We start from the raw sequence: 19176 nt of genomic DNA on the forward strand, positions 1-19176 counted from the left end.
GGCAAAAAAAGGGGCCGCAGTGCGCGGCGAGGCAAAACAAAGGGGCCGCTGTTGCGGCCCCTGGGGCGTGGCCGGTGCGGGCTATTTGTATTCCCGCCATTCGGGCGGGGTTTCGTCGTGGTCCCCGTGGGGGTGGCGTTCCCAGGCCTGGGCGTAGGCCTTGGAGGAGGACTTGAGGGGCCGTTCGGGCGCTTCCAGATTGTGCAGCTGGGTTTCCTCGACATAGTAGATGAGGGCCCGCATCAGCTTGCTCATGAGGGTGTTGTCGAGGTGGAAGCCCTGGTCCACCAGGCCTTCTTCCAGGCCCCGGTAGGTGTAGTCGGTGAGGTCGTAGGCGACGGCCACGGCCCGCTTTTCCGTCTCGGGCACGGCGTCCAGGTTTTCCAGGCCGGTCAGCAGATCGGCGGCTTCAGGCACTTGCCCCGGGGGGAAGCGGGAAAACAGGATTTCCCGCTTCTTTTGAGTATCCAGACGGCGCGACAACTTGGCGGCGACTCGTTTCATGGCCCTCTCCCCGAGGTTCTGCTGTTAGGCTCGTTACGGCTTATTCTGCATGATCTGCAGACCCTTGAGAAGGTTGAGGGCCTGGTTCAGCTGGTAGTCGCTCTTGGAGGCGAATTCGGCCGGCGCCGGCAGTTCGGACTTCTCATCCTCTTCCTTGCCCTTGTTCTTGCCGTTGGCCTTGCCATCCTTGGATTTGGGCGCCGCGGCGGCTTCCTTTTCCTTGTCGTTGATCAGGTGGCGTTCCAGGTCGGCTTCCCGCAGGCGCTCCGGAGAGGCGCCGTTGGCGGACTCTTCCACATTGATGTCCGGCACGATGCCCTTGGCCTGGATGGAGCGGCCGTTGGGCGTGTAGTAGCGGGCGGTGGTGAGCTTGATGGCGGTGTTGCCGGGCAGGGGCAGCACGGTCTGCACCGAGCCCTTGCCGAAGGTCTGGGTGCCCAGCACCACGGCGCGCTTGTGGTCCTGCAGGGCGCCGGCGACGATTTCGGAGGCGGAGGCGGAGCCGCCGTTCACCAGCACCACCAGGGGCACCTTCTTCACTTCGGCCGGCAGGTTCTTCAGGTAGTCGTCGCGGCTGCCGCGCAGGTAGTCCTCGGCGCTGGCGAAGTACTGGTGCTTGGCGTCCGGGGTGCGGCCGTCGGTGGACACCACCAGGGCCTTGGCCGGCAGGAAGGCGGCGGAGACGCCGACGGCACCGTTGAGCAGGCCGCCCGGGTCGTTGCGCAGGTCCAGCACCAGACCCTTGAGGGCGCCGTCCTTGTACAGGTCGGAGAGGTGCTTGACCAGGGAGGGACCGGTGTTTTCCTGGAACTGGGTGACACGCACGTAGCCGTAGCCCGGTTCCACCAGCTTGGACTTGACGCTCTGCACCTTGATCACTTCCCGGTTCAGGGTGACGACGATGGGCTTCTGCTCGCCCTTGCGCACGATGGTCAGGGTGATGGGAGTCTTGGGCTTGCCGCGCATGCGCTTGACGGCGTCGGAGAGGGTCATGCCCTTGACCGGGGTGTCGTCCAGCTTGACGATCAGGTCGCCGGCCTTGAGCCCGGCGCGGAAGGCGGGGGTGTCCTCGATGGGGGAAACCACCTTGACGAAGCCGTCTTCCATGCCGACTTCAATGCCGAGGCCGCCGAATTCGCCCTGGGTGCCGACCTGCAGTTCCTTGAAGGAATCCGCATCCAGGTAGGAGGAGTGGGGGTCCAGATTGGAGAGCATGCCGGAGATGGCATTGGTGATCAGCTTCTTGTCTTCCACCGGCTCCACATAGCCCTGCTTGATGGCGTTGAAGACTTCGGCGAAGGTGCGCAGCTCCTCGACGGGCAGCCCGGCCCGGGTTTCCTTGTCGGCGATGGCGGAAATCTGGACCGACAGCAGGATGCCGGCCACCATGCCGACCCCGATCAGTCCCACCTGTTTCAACGGCTTGCCCATCTTCACAAAAAGTCTCCTACTTCAAGCTCGCCCATTTGAGCGGGTCGAGCGGCTGGCCTTGATGGCGAAGTTCAAAGTATAAACCGGATTCCGGGTTGCCACCGCTGTTGCCGATGACGGCGACAACCTCGCCCGGCTTCACCGTTTCCCCCACGTGTTTGTAGAGGGATTCGTTGTTGCCGTAGATGGTCAGGTAGCCGTCGCCGTGGTCCAGGATCAGCAGGTTGCCGAAGCCCCGCATCCAGTCGGCGAAGACCACCCGGCCGGCGGCCACGGCATGGACGTCACCCCCGGCGGCGGCCCGGATGAAGAGGCCCTTCCAGGTGCTGCCTTCCTGGCGGGCAGTGCCGAAGCGATTGCTGACGGTGCCCCGCACCGGCAGGCGCAGGGAGCCCTTGAGGCGGGCGAAGTCCCCGGAGAAGCGCGCCAGGCCTGCGTCGGGGGTCTTGTCGTTGTCGATGCCGGGTGTTTGACCGCCGCTTCCGGCGGGCCGTTCCGCCGGCGCCCTGGGCTTGGCTTCGGGCTTGGGCGGCCGGGCCTTCTGCTGGGCGATGATGCGGGAGAGGCCGTCGATGAGGCGGGTCAGGCGCTTTTCGTCCTGCTGCAGGGCGCCGATTTCCTTGCGGCGGGATTCGATCTGCTGGGAAATCTTGGCCAGGGTGGCCTGGCGCTGGTTCTTCTGGGCCAGCAGCTGCTGGTGCTGCTCCTTCTGCTTGGCTTCCACCTCGGCCAGCTCGGTTTCCCGGTTGCGGGTGTCTTCGGCCAGGGCCTTCTTCTGCTTCAGGGTGCTGCCGATCTGCTGCAGCAGGGCCGTACGCGCCTTGGCCACGGCCGACAGGTAGTAGAGGTCCCGTGCCATCTGGTTGGGGTTGTCGCCGTTCAGCAGCAGGCGCAGGGAGTCGGAACCCTCGCCCCCTTCCATGTACTGACGGGTCAGGAGCCGCTCCAGCTGGGTGCGCTGGCCCGCCAGGGTGCCTTCCAGTTCCCGGGCCTGGCTGGCCAGCTGCTGCAGGGTGTTCTGCAGGTTGCCCCGCTGGCCGGACAGCTGGCGCAGGTCCCGGGACAGGTTGGAGATGCCCTTTTCCGCATCCTTCAGCTGGTCGGCCACGTCGGCCCGGGATTCCTCGGCGGTGGCCACTTCCTTGCGCAGGCTGTCGATGCGGCCCTGCAGCTCCTTCAGGTCAGCCTTGCTGCTTTCCGCCTGATGCTCCGGATTGGCAACGGCGCCGGCCGTCACGCCGGCGGCAACCGCCGCCGCTTTGCGCGGCGTGCTGGCGGCTTTGGTCGGGGCTTTGCCCGGCACGGCCTTGGTCGCAGGCTTGGCCGTGGTTTTGGCAGGTGCCTTGGTCGGCGGTGCCGACTTTTTCAGCGGCGCCTTCTGTACCACCACCTTGGCCGGCGTTTTGCTGGAAGCGGCGGGTTTGGTCGCCGGCGTGGCGGCCAGAGAGGCGGACTGGTGCAGGGACAGGCCCCCCAACAGGGCCAGCAGAAGGGTTCGCCCGAGGCCGCTTGGCCGTGGCGAGGTGGATGTGCCGGAATGCCGCGTGCCGCTCACCCCGGCATTACCCGCGAAAAGTGGAGAGTGGGGCAGGTCAGGGGGCGCTGCGGCGATGCGGTCCTGTACATGGGGCTGTGGCCAGATTGGGGGTGGGGAGAGGGTTTTTTGACCGCACTACTGCAAAGACGGTTGATGTGGATTAAATCGAGCCGGCACTCGGTAGGCTAGATTAATGGATTATTTTATAATGATTTCGCCCCAGCCACGAGCCTGTCCGGAGCTTCCGCGCCCGACGCAGCCGTTCGCCAGCCCGGGTTTTACTGGAGAAGTGCCGCGGTGGAAGCTTCCTTTAACTTGATTGAAAAGCAGGAACATATCGAACTGGCCGCCCGGGCGCTGAAGGCGATCGCCCATCCCTTGCGCCTGAAGATACTCTGCGTGGTCGGCGATCAGGAAGCCTGCGTGCAGGAAATCGTCGATGCTGTCGGTACCTCCCAAAGCAATATTTCCCAGCACCTGGCCATCCTGCGGGAGAAGGGCGTGCTGCTGACGCGCAAGGACGCCAACCGGGTCTATTACCGGGTGGGCGACGCCCGTACCCTGCAACTGATCGGCATGATGCGCGAGGTCTTCTGCGGCGTGCCCCAGGGCAGCGGCCACTAGAATCACCCCTGGGGGGCGTGGTTGCGGTAATCTCCCCGAGTCGTTTTCCCCTCATCACCCCTTACGGAGTCTGGTTTGGATTTTATTAAGCAGAACGCTTTTCTGGTCGGTCTGGTCCTGGCGAGTGGCCTGGCCCTGGTGGTTTCCCTGCTGCGCGGCAATGGCGGCAAGGCCGTTTCCGCCACCGACGCCACCCTGCTGATCAACCGGGAAGATGCCCTGGTGATCGACGTGCGCGATCCGGCCGAGTTCGCCACCGGCCACCTGCCCAATGCCCGCAACACGCCCCTGAACAAGCTGGACGAACACCTGGCCTCCCTGGACCAGTACAAGGACCGGGCCATCGTGGTCTGCTGCGCTTCCGGCATCCGTTCCGCCAAGGCCTGCGAGCAGATGCGCAAGGTCGGCTTTGCCAAGGTGGTGAATCTCTCCGGCGGTGTCGGCACCTGGACCCAGGCCGGCCTGCCCCTGTCCCGCGGCAAGGCCTGAGGAGTCCGTCATGAAACGTGTTCTGATGTATTCCACCGCCGTTTGTCCCTACTGCATCCGCGCCGAGCAACTGCTCAAGAGCAAGGGCGTGGCCGAAATCGAGAAGGTCCGGGTGGACCTGGAGCCGGCCCGCCGCGAGGAAATGATGGAAAAGACCGGCGGCAAGCGTACCGTGCCCCAGATTTTCATCGGCGACACCCACGTCGGCGGCTGCGACGACCTCTATGCCCTGGACCGTGCCGGGGGGTTGGTGCCCCTGCTGGCCGACGAGTCCTGAGTCTCCCTTTCAACCGAATCACTGGAAATCCAAACCATGAGCCAAGCCGAATCCCCCGTTTTCGCCATCGAAAAGCTGTACGTCAAGGATCTGTCCGTCGAAGTGCCGAATGCGCCCCAGATTTTCCTGGAGCAGACCTCCCCCCAGGTGGACATCCAGCTGCGTAGCGAAGGCTCCGGTCTGGGCGACGGCATGTTCGAAGTGGTGTTGACCGTCACCGTCACCGCCAAGCTGGAAGACGGCAAGACCGTGTTCCTGGTGGAAGCCGGCCAGGCCGGCGTGTTCCAGATCCGCAACGTGCCGGAAGAAAATCTGGAGCCCCTGCTGGCCATCGCCTGCCCCAATGTGCTCTTCCCCTATGCCCGGGAAGTGGTTTCCAGCGCCATCGCTCGCGCCGGCTTTGCCCCCGTGGTGCTGCAGCCGGTCAATTTCGAGGCCCTCTACATGGCCCGTCAGGCCGAAGCCCAGCAGGCTGGTGCCAACGAAGTTCCCATCCAGTAATTCAACCGGCAGCCGGAGGTAGGACATGTGCCAGCGCGTATCTTCTTGGATGACGGTTTTGTCGCGTGCCCTGCTTCTTTGTCTGCCGGCCCTGGCCGTCCAGGCGGCTGACTACCGTTCGGTGGAGCCGGGCGAAGGCTCGGCTGCCGCCATCCTCTACGATTCGCCCTCGAAGAAGGGGGTGCCCCAGTTCATCATCCGCCGCTATACCCCGGTGGAAGTGGTGGTCAATCTGGAAGGCTGGGCCAAGGTCCGGGATGCGGCCGGCGGTCTGGCCTGGATCGAGCGGGCCGCCCTGGCGGATCGCCGCACCCTGCAGGTGACTGCGGACCGGGCCGAGGTGCACCAGGCTGCCGATACCGCCTCACCCCTGGCATTCCAGGCGGAAAAGGGCGTCGCCCTTGAGCTTCTGGAAGCGGCGCCGGCCGGCTGGGCCAAGGTCCGGCATCGCGATGGCCAGACCGGCTATCTCCGGGCCAACCAGGTCTGGGGTCTTTAAGTATTGATCCATCCATGAATATTGCCGTTCTAGGTGCCGGCGCCTGGGGAACCGCGCTGGCCATCGCCTTTGCTCCGGCCCACCGGGTCCGTCTGTGGTCCTGGGAGCAGCCCCAGGTCGAGATCATGGCCCGGGAGCGGGCCAACAGCCGCTACCTGCCGGGTGCTTCGTTCCCCGAGGGGCTGGAGGTCGGCTCCGACCTGGCCTGGGCGGCCGCCGATGCGGACCTGTTGCTGGTGGCGACGCCCCTGATCGGTCTGCGTCCCACGCTGCGCAGCCTCAAGGCTGCCGGCCTGGCCGGCACGGTACCCGTGCTGTGGGCCTGCAAGGGCCTGGAGGCTGGTTCCGCCAAGCTGCCGCACCAGGTGGTGGCGGAAGAGCTGGGCGCCGATCATCCCTGTGGCGCCCTTTCCGGCCCCAGCTTTGCCGATGAAGTGGCGCGGCAGCAGCCGACGGCCATCACCCTGGCTTCTGCCGATGGGGAACTGGCGGCCCGCCTGGCGCGGCAGCTGCATACGCTGCGCCTGCGCATCTACGCCCACGATGATGTGGTGGGGGTGGAGGTGGGCGGTGCGGTGAAGAATGTGCTGGCCATTGCCACCGGCATCGCCGACGGCCTGGACCTGGGACTCAATGCCCGGGCGGCCCTGGTGACCCGGGGACTGGCCGAAATCGCCCGTCTCGGCGAGGCCCTGGGCGGGCGGCGGGAAACCTTCATGGGCCTGGCGGGGATGGGTGACCTGATCCTCACCTGTACCGGCGACCTGTCCCGCAACCGCCGGGTTGGCCTGGCCCTGGGGCAGGGCAAGACCCTGGCCCAGACCCTGGTGGATCTGGGGCATGTGGCGGAGGGTGTCAGCACGGCCGCCGAGGTGGCCGGACTGGCCCGTCGCCTGGGCATCGACATGCCTATCACTGCCGCCGTGGATGCGGTGCTGCACCACGACCTGCCGGCCGCCGAGGCGGCGAGCCAGCTGCTTTCCCGGGACCCCAAGCCCGAGCAGGGCTGATTTGCCGATGACCTAACGGCCGCCGGCAAAGTCCAGTTGCCGCCAAACTTCAAACGCCATCACGGCGGCAGCATTGGAAAGATTGAGACTGCGCTGGTCCGGCAGCATCGGCAGGCGCAGTCGTTGCTCCGGGGCAAACTGGCCCAGGATTTCCTCAGGCAAACCCGCCGTTTCCCGACCAAAAACGAAGGCATCGTCTTGCCGATATCGCACCGTGTCGTAACGTTGTCCGCCGCGGGTGGATAGGGCGAAAAGACGCCGTCCCGCCATGGCCGCCAGGCAGCTCTGCCAGTCTCCATGGCGTGTGACTTTGGCATATTCGTGGTAGTCCAGCCCCGCCCGCCGCAATTGTTTGTCCGAAAGATCGAATCCCAAAGGTTCGATGAGATGTAATTCACAGCCAGTATTGGCGCAAAGGCGAATAATGTTGCCGGTGTTGGGCGGGATTTCGGGCTGGTAAAGAATGATGGCGGTCACGAAGGCACAATGCGGCTTGGGTTGGTTGGTAAAAAAGCGCTATAGTTCAAAAAATTAAGCGTCAATCTTAAAGCAGATTGGAGATTTTATGGCGCGGCCGGAGAAAATCCGACTCGGTGACCTGTTGATTCAGCAAGGGCTGCTGACCGAAGCGCAGCTCAAGCTGGCCCTGGAAGAGCAAAAGCTGACTGGCCGCAAGCTGGGCCGCATTTTCGTGGATGGGGGGTACGTCAGCGAGGAGCAGATTTCCCAGGCGCTGGCCCGCCAGTTGCGCATTCCCTTCTTCGACCTGAAGACCTTCAACGTCAAGCCGGACCTCACCAAGCTGCTGCCCGAGGCCCAGGCTCGCCGCTTCCGCGCCATTCCCCTGGAAGACCGGGGCAGCGCCCTGCTGGTGGGTCTGGTGGATCCCACCGACCTGCTGGCCTACGACGAAATCGTCCGCCTCGTCCGGCGGGATATCGAGCTGGCGGTGGTAACCGAGAGCCAGCTGCTGGTCACCATCGACCGCCTGTACCGGCGTACCGAGGAAATCTCCGGCCTGGCCAAGGAACTGCAGGCCGAGCTGGGCGACATGCCCATCGAATTCGGCGAACTGCTGGGGTTGACCCCGGGCGCCGAAGATGCGCCGGTGGTGAAGCTGCTGCAGACCGTGTTCGAGGAAGCGCTGCGCACCCGCGCATCGGACATCCACATCGAGCCCCAGGAGGCGCGCCTGCGCATCCGCTTCCGCATCGACGGCGTGCTGCACATCCAGACCGAGGCCGACCCGAAAATCGCCACTGCCGTGGCCCTGCGCCTGAAGCTGATGTCCGGCCTGGACATTTCCGAAAAGCGCCTGCCCCAGGATGGACGCTTCAACATCAAGGTGCGCAACAATCCGGTGGACGTGCGTATTTCCACCATGCCCACCCAGTACGGCGAGTCGGTGGTGATGCGGATACTGGCCCAGTCCAACGGTATCCTCGGCCTCGACAACATCCACATGCCGGCCCATATCCTGGACCGTCTGCGGCATGCCATCCACCGCCCCAGCGGCATCGTCCTGGTCACCGGGCCCACCGGCTCCGGCAAGACCACCACCCTGTATGCGGCCCTGTCCGAACTGAATACCACGGAAAAGAAGGTCATCACCGTGGAAGACCCGGTGGAATACCGGCTGCCGGGCATCAACCAGGTGCAGGTGCACGAAAAGATCGACCTTTCCTTTGACCGGGTGCTGCGTACGGCCTTGCGCCAGGATCCGGACATCATCCTGGTGGGCGAAATGCGCGACCAGATGACGGCCGAAATCGGCATGCGGGCCGCCATGACCGGCCACCTGGTGCTGTCCACCCTGCACACCAACGATGCCATCTCCACGCCTATCCGCCTGCTCGACATGGGGGTGCCGCGCTACATGGTGGCTCTGTCCCTGCAACTGGTCCTGGCCCAGCGTCTGGTGCGCGTGATCTGCGATTCCTGTGCCGCGCCCCATGTGCCGGAGCCCCACGAGCGCGAGTGGCTGCGCTATGAACTGGGCGAGCAGCTCGACGGTCACCACTTCAAGAAGGGTACCGGGTGCCCCCACTGCGGCGGAACCGGCTACCAGGGGCGTACCGGTGTATGGGAAATGCTGGAAATGACCAGCGAGGTGGTGGAAGCCACCAATCAGGACGATCCTTCCATCTTCATGCAGGCAGCCCGCAAGCAGATGTGCGGCAACACCCTGCGCCGGGATGCGGTACGCCTGGCCCGTCAGGGCCGCACCACCATTGACGAGGCCATGCGCGTGGCCAGCCAGACGGAAGACTGAGCGTGGCCAATTTCAGCTATCGGGGCCGCAGCAGCGGCGGTGGCCTGGTCAATGGCTCCCTGGAGGCCATGTCTGCTTCGGCCGTGGCCGATCAACTGTTGTTGCAGGGAATTACGCCGCTGGAAATCAAGCCGGCTCCCAAGCAGGAGGATGGGGGCGGCTTCAAGTTCAACCTGACCCTGTTTGCGGAAAAAGTCCGTCATGTGGACGTGCTGCTTTTCAGCCGCCAGATCTATACCCTGCTCAAGGCCGGCGTGCCGATCATGCGCGCCTTGGCCGGCTTGCAGGAATCCAGCAGCAACGGCGCCATGAAGCGGCTGTTGCAGGAAGTGCGGGAGAGCCTGGACTCCGGCCGTGAATTGTCCGCGTCTCTGGCGCGTCACTCGACTGTTTTCCCCCCGTTCTATCTCTCCATGGTGCGGGTGGGGGAAATGACCGGTCGGCTGGAGGAGATATTCCTCCGTCTCTTCTACCACCTGGATTTCGAGCAGTTCATGCGCAACCAGGTGAGGTCGGCCCTGCGTTATCCAAGCTTTGTAGTGGCGGCCATGGCGATTGCCATTGTGGTGGTGAATATCTGGGTGATTCCTGCTTTCGCCCAGGTCTTCAAGGGCTTCAATGCCAAGTTGCCCTTCATGACCCAGTTGCTCATCAATTTCTCCGATTTCATGGTGGCCGATTGGCCCTACCTGCTGGCGGGATTGATCGGGGGGATATTTGCCTTCCGCGCCTGGGTGGCGACACCTGTGGGGCGCTACCTGTGGGACCGGACCAAGCTACGGGTCCCCATTGCCGGAAAGATTGTGGAAAAGGCCACGCTGGCTCGCTTTTCCCGCAGCTTCGCCTTGGCGGTGCGTAGCGGCGTGCCTGTTGTGCAGGCCATGAGCGTGGTGGCCCAGACGGTAGACAATGTCTTCATCGCGGACAAGATCGAGAAAATGCGCGAAGGCGTGGAGCGGGGTGAGTCCGTCCTGCGTACCGCCATCAGTGCCAGGGTATTTACTCCCATCGTGCTGCAGATGGTGGCTGTCGGGGAGGAGTCTGGTGCTTTGGACGACATGATGGAAGAGGTGGCGGACATGTATCAGCGGGAGGTGGAATACGAACTGAAAAACCTGTCCCAGCAGATTGAGCCCATTCTCATCGTCGCCCTCGGCATCCTGGTGCTGATTCTGGCATTGGGCATCTTCCTGCCGATCTGGGACCTGGGCAGGGTTGCCTTCAAGCGCGGATAACAATGAGGCACCGGGCTTGGGGGGCTTCCCGTTTTGAGCTGCTGGTCGTTCTAGTGGTTGCTTTGGTGTTGCTGGCGGCTTTGCTGTACCGATTTCGAGAAGTGCAGATGGCGGTTGAGCGAACAGCTGTGGTTTCTGTACTGGACACTATACGAGCCGGAGTATGGTTAGAGGCTGCGGCCCGCATCGGTGTGGAAGGTGATGGGGCCTTGGTGCATTTGGCAACAGAGAATCCTTTCCCTGCTTTACATGGGGCGGTTTATTCCTATGCGGGTGTAATCTCCGGGGATGATCGCAACTTACAAGCTGGGGCTTGGTATTTTGATGTGGAGCGGAAGAAAATCCTTTATCAGCCAAGGTTCTCCGAGAACTTTTTCACAAGCGAAATGACGTCCGGCAGCGTAGAGTTCACAATTGCCGCGGTGTACCGAGAGTCCCCGCCCCATGGGCGAGTTTTTGAAGGAATGCGCCTTACTGGTCAATGTGCGTGCGCGTGGTTGCCAAAACATTATGCGGTTTCACCCGCAGGGAGAAAGCAGTGAAGTTAATCAAGGCCAAGCAGAAGGGTTTTACCCTTATTGAATTGATCGTGGTGATCATCATCCTGGGTATCCTGGCGGCAACGGCTTTGCCTCGTTTCGTTAATCTGCAGGTGCAGGCGCGCCAAGCCAAGTTACAGGGTGCAGTAGCTTCCGTGCGCGCTGCTTCTGCCCTGTTCCATGCTACCTGTTTGGCTAGTGCTGGAAACGGCGGAGCTTGTCCTGCGAATGCCTCGGTGATCAACGTTCCGATGGAGGGGGTCAATATTACCGGGGTTGCTCAATATCCGACGGCCGATGCTAACGGTATTGTTGCAGCTGCTGGCTTGCTGGCCGGGGCTGCTGCTGGCGCGGGGGTGGATTACGTGACCAGCGGCGGCGGCGCCGGAGCTGCCACTACCCTGACCATTGCAGTTCCAGGCGGTACCGGCACCAATTGCCAGTTCACCTATCAGTCGGCGCAGATTTCCGGTACTGCTGTCATCGCACCGGTCATTGGTACTGCGATCAACAATTCTGAATGTCTGTAGTTTTTTTCTAAAGGAGTCTTTACTGTGAAAAGCCAACAAAAAGGTTTCACCCTGATCGAACTGATCGTGGTGATCGTCATTCTGGGTATCCTGGCTGCAACTGCCCTGCCCAAGTTCATCGACCTGGGCAGCGATGCCCGCAGGGCGGTGATGGCCGGTGTAGAAGGCTCCATGCGTGGTGCCAATTCCATGATTTACGGCAAGGCGGCAGCAGCGGGTAATCTTTCCGGCTCCAGCACTGTGGCGGTTCCCGGCGGTTCGGTGGCGACGCTGAACGGTTATGCTTCGAATGCAACAGAACTTGCCAAAGCGATGGATTTGAGTCCTGAAATTGTTGTCAATGGTACCAATATCGAACATAGCAAGGCCGCTACTGCAGCGTCTTGTTCTATCACTTATACCGCCCCCGCAGCGGCTGGCCAGGTGCCGACTTATACTTCCAACTATTCCGCTACCAACGCCTGCAACTAATAAGTTCAGGCTGGTAGGTGCCCGTAACTAGGGCAATAGGGCGGCCCGGGCATGTCTCGGGCCGTTTTTTTAAGGGTGTCCCAGGCATGAGATCATCTAGAGGGTTTACGTTGGTGGAGTTGGTCACCACGATGATCGTGCTCGGCATTCTGGCTGCCTTTGCCATTCCCAAGTTCGACGGCAGGCACGGTTTTTCTGCCCGGGGGTTCTCTGACCAGTTGCTGTCACTGCTACAGGAAGCGAGGCGTACAGCAGTGGCGCAGCGACGTATAGTGTGCGTTGCAGCAAACGGTGCGGAAATTTCCGTTAGCAAATCCCAGTTTGCAGCCAGCGGTGGCGTTTGTAATCAGCCCCTAACCAATCCGAACAGTTCTGGTAACTACGTTTTGCCTATCCCAGTCGGCATCATGTTGGCAGGCTTCCCCGATAAAGTCCCCTTGCAGTTTGACCCCTTGGGTCGTTTATCTCCCACGACGACAGTACAACTGAATATAACTTCCGCTGAAGGGAATTTTTCCCTGAGCATCGAGGGCGAAACCGGGTATGTGCACTACTGACGGTCGGCCCAGTGGCCTGTTATCGGTTACCCAGTCCTCCATTGAAGGGCGGGGCTTCACTCTCATCGAAACGATTGTGTTCATTCTCGTGGTGGGGATTGGGGTGGTTGGATTGTTGTCTGCGATGAGTGCTGCATTTCGCTTCAGTGCCGACCCCTTGCCGCGAAAGCAGGCTTTGGCCTTGGCCGAATCCCTGATGGAAGAGATTACTTCTGCTGGATTCACCTTTTGCCAGCCCCTGGACCCTAATTTTTTTTCTGCCACCAACACGGCCCAGTGCAGTACTGGTATGGCTGAGGGGGTTAAGCCGGATGGCGCTGAGACTCGCCCGTACGATAACGTCAACGATTATGTTGATAAATTCGGCGAGCCGAAGGAAATTGCTGCGACGGATTTGTCCTCCGGCATTGCTGCACCCGCCGGCTATAGGGCTTGGGTAACCGTTTCTGAGTTTGGCATTGCCGGTATCTCTCCAGCTGAATCCTTGCTGGTCAATGTGTTGGTGACCGGCCCCAACAACGCCCGGATCAGCCTCGATGGCTTCCGTACCCGTCATGCGCCGCGGGTGTCGCCATGAGCCAGGCGCGTCATCGTCAGCGGGGCTTCACCTTGATCGAAGCCATTGTCGCCATGGTGCTGCTGGGGATTGCGGGCTCGCTGGTGGGCTTGTTCATTCGGGTCCCCATCGAAGGCTATTTCGACACGGAGCGCCGGGCCCGCCTGACGGATACGGCGGATACCTCCTTGCGCCGTATGGCGCGGGATTTACGCCTAGCCCTGCCCAACAGCATCCGCATAACTGCAGTCGGTAACGTGCGTTACCTCGAGTTTCTGCAGACCCGGGCTGGCGGGCGCTATCGTGCCGATCCGACTGCTGCAGGTGGCGGCAATCCGTTGGAATTTGGCATTGCGGACGCCAACGGCTTCGACGTACTGGGTACTCCACCGGTTTTTCAGGCGGGGGACCATGTCGCCATTGCCAATCTGGGGACGGATTCGGGGGCGGATGCCTATACCGGCAACAATATGGTGCCTGTCACCGGCATTGCGGGCAGCGTGGTGCAGTTTGCAGCCTTCCATTTTCCGGTTCCTTCTCCCGGCGCTCGGTTTTTCATCGTGGACCGGCGCGTGACCTATGAATGCAATCCGGATGCCGGGTTGCTGCGCCGCTATTCAGGCTACTCCCTAGTGGAGAAAAACCAGCCCACTCCCCCCAGCGTGGCGCCGGTACTGCTTGCTAATCGGGTGGCCAACCGCGCCGATGCCTGCACCATGACTTACGATGCCAATGTGGCCAATACCCGTATGGGCGTTGTTTCCATGTCCCTGACGCTGGAGGAAGCCGGTGAGTCAGTGACCATGTTGCATCAGGTGCATGTGAGCAATGTGCCATGAAGCGGATTCTGTCTAGTCGTCGGCGGCAACGCGGGGTGTCGATCATCGCCGCGGTGTTTCTGCTGATTCTCTTTGCCGCCCTGGCAACCTACATGCTGTGGCTGACCTCGGCCCAGAACCGGGGCAGCGCCCAGGATGTGCAAGGGGCGCGGGCCTACCAGGCAGCCCGGGCGGGGGCCGAGTGGGGGCTGTTTCAGTTGTTGCGGGCCGGTCAGTGTGGTGCCGGGACCGATATCACCTTTGCCGGAACGGAGCTTGCCGGGTTTGTGGCCAGTGTGGTCTGCGAACGTGTTGCCAGTACTGACGAAAGCGGTTCCGTGGTTAGTGTCTACGAGATCACGTCAACGGCTTGTAACGTTCCCAACTCTGGCTCTTGTAAAGATGTTGCCGCAGTCGGAAACGACTATGTGGAGCGGCAGGTTCGCGTGACAACCGGCTGTGTCGTTGATGGAGTGACACCGGCATGTCCATGATCAACCATTGCAGGCGAAAGTGGGGTGAGCGGATGCAGCGTTCCCGTGTAAAAGGTCTTGTCGTCAAATTTATTTTCGCTCTGGCGGCGATGATCGCTGGTGCCGGCGCCTTTGCCGTGACCCTGAGTGCAAATCCCTCAACCTGCGAGAACCTGGCTGGCGCCGGCACCCAGGCTTGGATAAATCCCGGGTGGGCGGTGAGTCCCAACTTCTTCAACGCGACGGTTTCCCTGGATGGAACCATTTCCCAGTATCTCTATTGTCATGACTTCGGCTTTGCCGTTCCGGCGGGGGCTACGATCAACGGCATCACCGTCAATGTCGAGCGACGCTCCTCTTCGGCCAATAACGGTGGCAGTAAGGACTCATCCGTGCGCCTGGTTTCGGGTGGTGTTGTGGTGGGTTCTAATATGGCAACGACGACGGCGTATACCACTTCAGATGTGGTGGAAAGTCATGGCGGCGCCACGAACCTTTGGGGAGCCGCCTGGACTCCGGCGACCGTGAATGCGGGCGCTTTTGGTGTCGCATTTTCCGCCACCAAAGCGAGTAGTTCGGGTGCGGCACACACCGTTTACGTGGATTACATCCAGATAGATGTCGATTACACGCCCCCCCCTCGGGCCTGCGTTTCTGCAGCTTCCGGCAACTGGAGTACCGCAACTACCTGGAACTGCGGTGCAGGTCCGGGAGACGGACCTCCCTCCAGTGTCGATAGCGCCACCATTAATAACCACGCGGTTTCCTTCAACACCAGCAGCACGGTTGCTTCCCTGACCATCAATTCCGGCTCCCTGACCCAGACGGGAACTGGGACGCGGGCGCTGACAGTGAATGGCAATATCACCAATTCCGGCTCTATCCTGGATAACGGCAGTAATGGCAGTTTCGACATTACTGCCGGCGGTAGCGTTTCCAATACGGGGACAGCCTTTACCGTCGACAATTTGACGGTGACGGGGAATGTGACCAGCAGTAGTCCGATGACAGTGCGCACTGCGCTTTCCGTCAGCGGCGACCTAAACAATAACGGCAGCGCCGGCCTGACGGCCGGCACCATGACGGTGAGCGGCACTGCCACTTCCAATGCGCCATTAACGGCTACGACTTTCAACGTCGGTGGCGACCTGACCAGTTCAAATGCGCTGACCGTCACCAATCTGATTTTCCAGAAAGCGGGTACCCAGGCCACCACGTTCTACAACAGCCAGAATGTGGTGACCAACTTTACCGTCAATAGCGGCAGCACGGTTTCTTCATCCAACTACTCGACGTTGAACGTCAAGGGGGCGCTGACCAATAACGGCAGCATCGCCCTGCCCAATACCAGCTGGATCTTCAATGGCACCTCGGCCCAGACCATTGGCGGCAGCTCGGATTCCAGCCTGGGCAACATGACCATGAACAACAGCGCCGGTGTGACCTTGAGCCGCAATGTCACGGTGCCCGGCACGTTGACCCTGACTTCGGGAAACATCACTGCCGGCAGCTATGTGCTGGCAGTTACCGGAACCTATTGTCCGGCCAGCATCAGCGGCGGCAGTGCAGCCAGCTACGTCATCGGCAATCTGCGCCTGAGCTTCCCGCCCTATAACGCCACCTGCACCTATCCCATTGGCGATGGCAGCGCCTACGCGCCCATGACCATTGACTTCCCCTGGTTTGCCGGTATCGGCGGTGGCACCCTGACCGGGAGCACGACCAGGGGGCAGCATCCCCAGATCAACACCTCAGGCATCAACCCCCTGATGGACGTGAATCGTTACTGGACCCTGGGAATTGCGGGGGATACGCTCACCTCCCTGCCCATCGCCGGCTCCTATAACGCGACCTTCCAGTTTGTTGCCGCCGACATTCTGGGTGGGGCCCAGGTTTCCACCTTCGCCGGAAGTAGGTACACCAGCGGTGCGTGGACATCTCCGGTGCTGGCCTTGAGTTCTTATACGGCGAACAGTGTCAGCCTGTCTGGTCTGAATCGCTTCGGCACTTTCGTGACCGGCCAGCCCGGTTCGCCCAATCCGGGCCAGTGTTCCGTTCCTCCGTTTGTGCCGTCCGGTGTCACCTGCTATTGCGACAGTTTCACCGGTTCCAACCTGACCTCTGGCATCTTTAACTCCAAATGGACGGTCAGTACGCTGGGGCCCCGCAGCTATACACCGTCCTTTGTCAGTGGCCGCTTACGTCTGACGGACAGTCAAACCAAGGAGGCGACTTCCGCTACCTTGGGTGCTATTTTCCCGGCGGCGGGGAACTATATCTCGGTGGAATTCAGGCAGTTTGCCTATAACGGCAACGGGGCGGATGGTCTTGCCGTCACTTTGTCCGATAACAGCGTTCCACCTAATCCAGGAGCTTTTGGTGGCTCTCTGGGGTATGCGCAAAAGACTGGAATTCTCGGCTTTGCTGGCGGCTGGATCGGCGTTGGCTTCGACGAGTTCGGTAACTATACGAATCCTTCCGAAGGGCGCATCGATGGGCCAGGGGGCTTAAGTCAGGTCGTGGCTGTGCGGGGCTCATATGCAGTTCCCTCTAGTTCGAACAAGGCTTTATACAGCGAGGGCTACTCCTATCTGGCCCGCTCTGATCAGCAGTCGGGAAACTACACCATCGATGATCGTAATTCTTCCGTCCCCTCCCGTGGTTATTACTATCAGGTGGTGATTGACGCCAGAAACTATACGACAGCCAACAAAACGGCCTTGGTCCAGGTGAATCGGGATACCAGTTGCAGTACGGATTTCTGCCCGACCAACGGGTACACCAATCTACTGGCACCTTTTGATGCCTACGCGCCGGGATTCACGCCGACGACCGTCCAGGTGCCCGTGCCGGACAACTGGCAAATTTCCTTTACCGGCTCCACCGGGGACAATACCAATACTCACGAAATATCCGGCCTGAGGATTTGCGCACAGACTATCGTTCCTCCCAATGGCACTACGGCGAAGGGATTCAATGCCATCGATAGCGCCATGGCCAGGACGGATATCAATGTGCAGCAGGCCGGTGCCCACATCTATACCAAACTGGTCGGCGTCGATTTTGCACTGAATATTGCGGTACTGAATGGTGGTGGCACCGGTATCGATCCCGGCTATGCGGCTGATGCCAAAAAAGATGTCACCGTAGAGTTGATCGACAACAGTACGACGGCCAACAAAGAGGCAACTTGTTCGGCCAAGTCCAGTTTTGCCTCGACGACGATGTCGTTTTCTTCGTCCGACAAGGGCTTCAAGTTGTCGCCGACTTTCAACATCGGTTCGGCCTACAGCAATGTCCTGGTCAGGATGAAAGAGGTCAACGGTACTACTGTGGCCTGCTCTTCCGATATCTTTGCCATCCGCCCCCTCTCATTCAACAAAGTTGAGGCGAAGCTAGGGACGGTGACGTTGGCAACATCTGCCGGGGCTACCGTGTATCCGGTGGTAAAGGCTGGAGCGGATTTTTCCCTGGAAGCCACCACGGCCCAAAACATCAATTACACCGGTTCACCTCGTATTGTCGCCACCAAAGTGGCCGATGTGATCAGTGAAACGAGCGTGTCTCCTGCCCCGTTGTCCTGCAGTTTCAGTTCCGCAAATGCATCTTCCGGGATGGCTAGCGGTACATGCAAGTATGGCGAGGTGGGTTTCTTTGATCTGTCCGCGGATGCAGTGGTGGATAGCACTTTCACGGCCGTGGATCAGAACGGGCGGGACGACTGCATCGTCGACAGCACCTCCAACAGCGCGATCAACGGCAAATACGGCTGCGATATCGGCTCGCCAACGTCTACCCGGTGGGGGCGTTTCATTCCCGATCATTTCGAATTGTCGGCAGTGACGCTCGATAATCGCAGCGATTTGTCGAGTTGCAGTAACCGGAACTTGGATGGCTTTACCTACATGGGGGAGCCCATCGGACTGAGCTTCTCCGTGATCGCCAAGGCAGCCGGTGGCACTACCACCGTGAACTACGACGTTGTCCGGGGCTATTCCCGCTTGACCATGGGTAATTGGCTGGCGAAAGCCGGTGCCACCCCCCTGGATAGCAACAGCTTCAATCTCTGGGCCTTGGATAATCCTGCCACCGGGAGTGCTACGGTTTTTCCCGGGGGGGACGGAACCCGTCTCGGTTTTACGCCCGGCACAGTCTCTACTGCCTGCAGCGGGTCTCCGACCAATCGATGGTGTGCCGGGGTCGCAATGATCACCGGCAACCTCGTATTGAATCGCGCGGCAACCGTTGACGGTCCATATACCAATTTCACCATCGGTGTCGCACCCCAGGACCAGGATGGTGTTTCTTTGGTGGCCAGCGCATTGAATCTGGATGCCGACCGGTCTGACGGCAATGAGCGGGCCAAGCTGGCGACGACGGCTGTTCGCTTCGGCTTGCTGCAACTGACCACCGCCTATGGCTCCGAATTGCTGCCCCTGTCTGTCGGCATGGAAGCCCGGTTCTGGAACGGCCTGGCCTTCGTGCTCAATGCCCAGGACAACTGCACCGCGATTCAGCCAGCCAACGTAGCCTCGGCTAGGGTGGCTGGTGACACCTCTGCAACCCTGGGGGCGCCAACCGTGACGCAGATTGCCGCAGGCAAGGGGCGCTTGCGCTTTGCCTCTCCCGGTTTGCGTTCCACGTTCCGTGTCTGTGTGGATTTGGGGGACGATGCCAAGTGTGCGGCAACTAGCTCTGCCGCCATGAGTTATATGACAGGGCGCTGGGACGGCAGTGCCTCGTTTGACCGGGATCCCTTAGCCAGAGCGGCGTTTGGCTTGAACCGGGGGGCCTACCTGTATTATCGGGAGAACTACTGATGTGGGTAAAAATTCATAGTAATTAGGCCCATA

20 protein-coding genes are annotated in these 19176 nt (G+C 61.1%); 16 read left to right on the forward strand and 4 right to left on the reverse strand.

Annotated elements, in window-relative coordinates:
- Positions 1 to 81: 81 nt before the first annotated feature.
- Genes AC1RTA_RS05730 through AC1RTA_RS05740 form a run of 3 tightly spaced genes read right to left on the reverse strand, consistent with a single transcriptional unit; the run spans position 82 to position 3412 of the window.
- Complete coding sequence (locus tag AC1RTA_RS05730; protein ID WP_014236370.1) at positions 82 to 504, reverse strand: hypothetical protein; 423 nt, start codon at positions 502 to 504, stop codon at positions 82 to 84.
- A gap of 33 nt (positions 505 to 537) precedes the next feature.
- Positions 538 to 1935 carry a S41 family peptidase gene (locus tag AC1RTA_RS05735; RefSeq protein ID WP_043798861.1) on the reverse strand — a complete coding sequence of 466 codons (1398 nt, stop codon included), beginning with the start codon at positions 1933 to 1935 and terminating at the stop codon, positions 538 to 540.
- 16 nt (positions 1936 to 1951) lie between these two features.
- Positions 1952 to 3412 carry a murein hydrolase activator EnvC family protein gene (locus AC1RTA_RS05740; protein WP_492784192.1) on the reverse strand — a complete coding sequence of 487 codons (1461 nt, stop codon included), beginning with the start codon at positions 3410 to 3412 and terminating at the stop codon, positions 1952 to 1954.
- A 375-nt stretch (positions 3413 to 3787) separates the two neighbouring features.
- On the opposite strand from AC1RTA_RS05740, the gene AC1RTA_RS05745 reads away from it, so the two are divergent.
- From AC1RTA_RS05745 to AC1RTA_RS05770, 6 genes are all read left to right on the forward strand, one after another.
- Positions 3788 to 4096 (forward strand): ArsR/SmtB family transcription factor, encoded by a 309-nt coding sequence (locus AC1RTA_RS05745; protein WP_172974818.1) that lies wholly within the window; start codon positions 3788 to 3790, stop codon positions 4094 to 4096.
- Between the two features lie 75 nt (positions 4097 to 4171).
- On the forward strand, positions 4172 to 4585 hold the full coding sequence (locus AC1RTA_RS05750; RefSeq protein WP_014236374.1) for a rhodanese-like domain-containing protein: 414 nt from the start codon (positions 4172 to 4174) through the stop codon (positions 4583 to 4585).
- 10 nt (positions 4586 to 4595) lie between these two features.
- Positions 4596 to 4862: a glutaredoxin 3 gene (gene grxC, locus AC1RTA_RS05755; protein ID WP_014236375.1), complete on the forward strand. Its 267-nt coding sequence runs from the start codon at positions 4596 to 4598 to the stop codon at positions 4860 to 4862.
- A 36-nt stretch (positions 4863 to 4898) separates the two neighbouring features.
- A complete protein-coding gene (secB, locus tag AC1RTA_RS05760) occupies positions 4899 to 5363 on the forward strand; it encodes a protein-export chaperone SecB (protein ID WP_014236376.1) in 465 nt (154 codons plus the stop codon).
- 49 nt (positions 5364 to 5412) lie between these two features.
- Positions 5413 to 5862, forward strand: a complete 450-nt coding sequence (locus AC1RTA_RS05765; RefSeq protein ID WP_492784193.1) for an SH3 domain-containing protein — start codon at positions 5413 to 5415, stop codon at positions 5860 to 5862.
- Between the two features lie 14 nt (positions 5863 to 5876).
- Entirely contained in the window at positions 5877 to 6872 is a 996-nt protein-coding gene (locus AC1RTA_RS05770; protein WP_492784194.1) for an NAD(P)H-dependent glycerol-3-phosphate dehydrogenase, read from the forward strand.
- A gap of 12 nt (positions 6873 to 6884) precedes the next feature.
- On the opposite strand, the gene trmL is transcribed toward AC1RTA_RS05770, so the two are convergent.
- On the reverse strand, positions 6885 to 7349 hold the full coding sequence (gene trmL / locus AC1RTA_RS05775; protein ID WP_492784195.1) for a tRNA (uridine(34)/cytosine(34)/5-carboxymethylaminomethyluridine(34)-2'-O)-methyltransferase TrmL: 465 nt from the start codon (positions 7347 to 7349) through the stop codon (positions 6885 to 6887).
- 88 nt (positions 7350 to 7437) lie between these two features.
- On the opposite strand from trmL, the gene AC1RTA_RS05780 reads away from it, so the two are divergent.
- From AC1RTA_RS05780 to AC1RTA_RS05825, 10 genes are all read left to right on the forward strand, one after another.
- Positions 7438 to 9144 carry a GspE/PulE family protein gene (locus tag AC1RTA_RS05780; RefSeq protein WP_492784196.1) on the forward strand — a complete coding sequence of 569 codons (1707 nt, stop codon included), beginning with the start codon at positions 7438 to 7440 and terminating at the stop codon, positions 9142 to 9144.
- 2 nt (positions 9145 to 9146) lie between these two features.
- Positions 9147 to 10379, forward strand: coding sequence for a type II secretion system F family protein (locus tag AC1RTA_RS05785; RefSeq protein ID WP_492784197.1), 1233 nt, complete (start codon positions 9147 to 9149; stop codon positions 10377 to 10379).
- A gap of 53 nt (positions 10380 to 10432) precedes the next feature.
- Positions 10433 to 10921 carry a hypothetical protein gene (locus AC1RTA_RS05790; protein WP_492784198.1) on the forward strand — a complete coding sequence of 163 codons (489 nt, stop codon included), beginning with the start codon at positions 10433 to 10435 and terminating at the stop codon, positions 10919 to 10921.
- Positions 10918 to 11448 carry a prepilin-type N-terminal cleavage/methylation domain-containing protein gene (locus AC1RTA_RS05795; RefSeq protein ID WP_492784199.1) on the forward strand — a complete coding sequence of 177 codons (531 nt, stop codon included), beginning with the start codon at positions 10918 to 10920 and terminating at the stop codon, positions 11446 to 11448. Before AC1RTA_RS05790 ends, AC1RTA_RS05795 begins: the two co-directional genes overlap by 4 nt.
- 24 nt (positions 11449 to 11472) lie before the next feature.
- Positions 11473 to 11919, forward strand: a complete 447-nt coding sequence (locus tag AC1RTA_RS05800) for a prepilin-type N-terminal cleavage/methylation domain-containing protein (protein WP_492784200.1) — start codon at positions 11473 to 11475, stop codon at positions 11917 to 11919.
- A gap of 86 nt (positions 11920 to 12005) precedes the next feature.
- Positions 12006 to 12476, forward strand: coding sequence for a prepilin-type N-terminal cleavage/methylation domain-containing protein (locus tag AC1RTA_RS05805; protein WP_492784201.1), 471 nt, complete (start codon positions 12006 to 12008; stop codon positions 12474 to 12476).
- Positions 12463 to 13053, forward strand: a complete 591-nt coding sequence (locus tag AC1RTA_RS05810) for a type IV pilus modification PilV family protein (protein WP_492784202.1) — start codon at positions 12463 to 12465, stop codon at positions 13051 to 13053. Before AC1RTA_RS05805 ends, AC1RTA_RS05810 begins: the two co-directional genes overlap by 14 nt.
- A complete protein-coding gene (locus AC1RTA_RS05815) occupies positions 13050 to 13871 on the forward strand; it encodes a PulJ/GspJ family protein (protein ID WP_492784203.1) in 822 nt (273 codons plus the stop codon). Before AC1RTA_RS05810 ends, AC1RTA_RS05815 begins: the two co-directional genes overlap by 4 nt.
- Positions 13868 to 14344: a hypothetical protein gene (locus tag AC1RTA_RS05820; protein ID WP_492784204.1), complete on the forward strand. Its 477-nt coding sequence runs from the start codon at positions 13868 to 13870 to the stop codon at positions 14342 to 14344. The genes AC1RTA_RS05815 and AC1RTA_RS05820 overlap by 4 nt, the downstream gene beginning before the upstream one ends.
- The gene (locus AC1RTA_RS05825) at positions 14335 to 19143 is read left to right on the forward strand and encodes a hypothetical protein (RefSeq protein ID WP_492784205.1); all 4809 of its coding nucleotides are present in this window, start codon (positions 14335 to 14337) and stop codon (positions 19141 to 19143) included. Before AC1RTA_RS05820 ends, AC1RTA_RS05825 begins: the two co-directional genes overlap by 10 nt.
- Positions 19144 to 19176: the final 33 nt, after the last annotated feature.

The sequence above is a fragment of the Azospira sp. MPR-E4 genome (assembly GCF_058809645.1).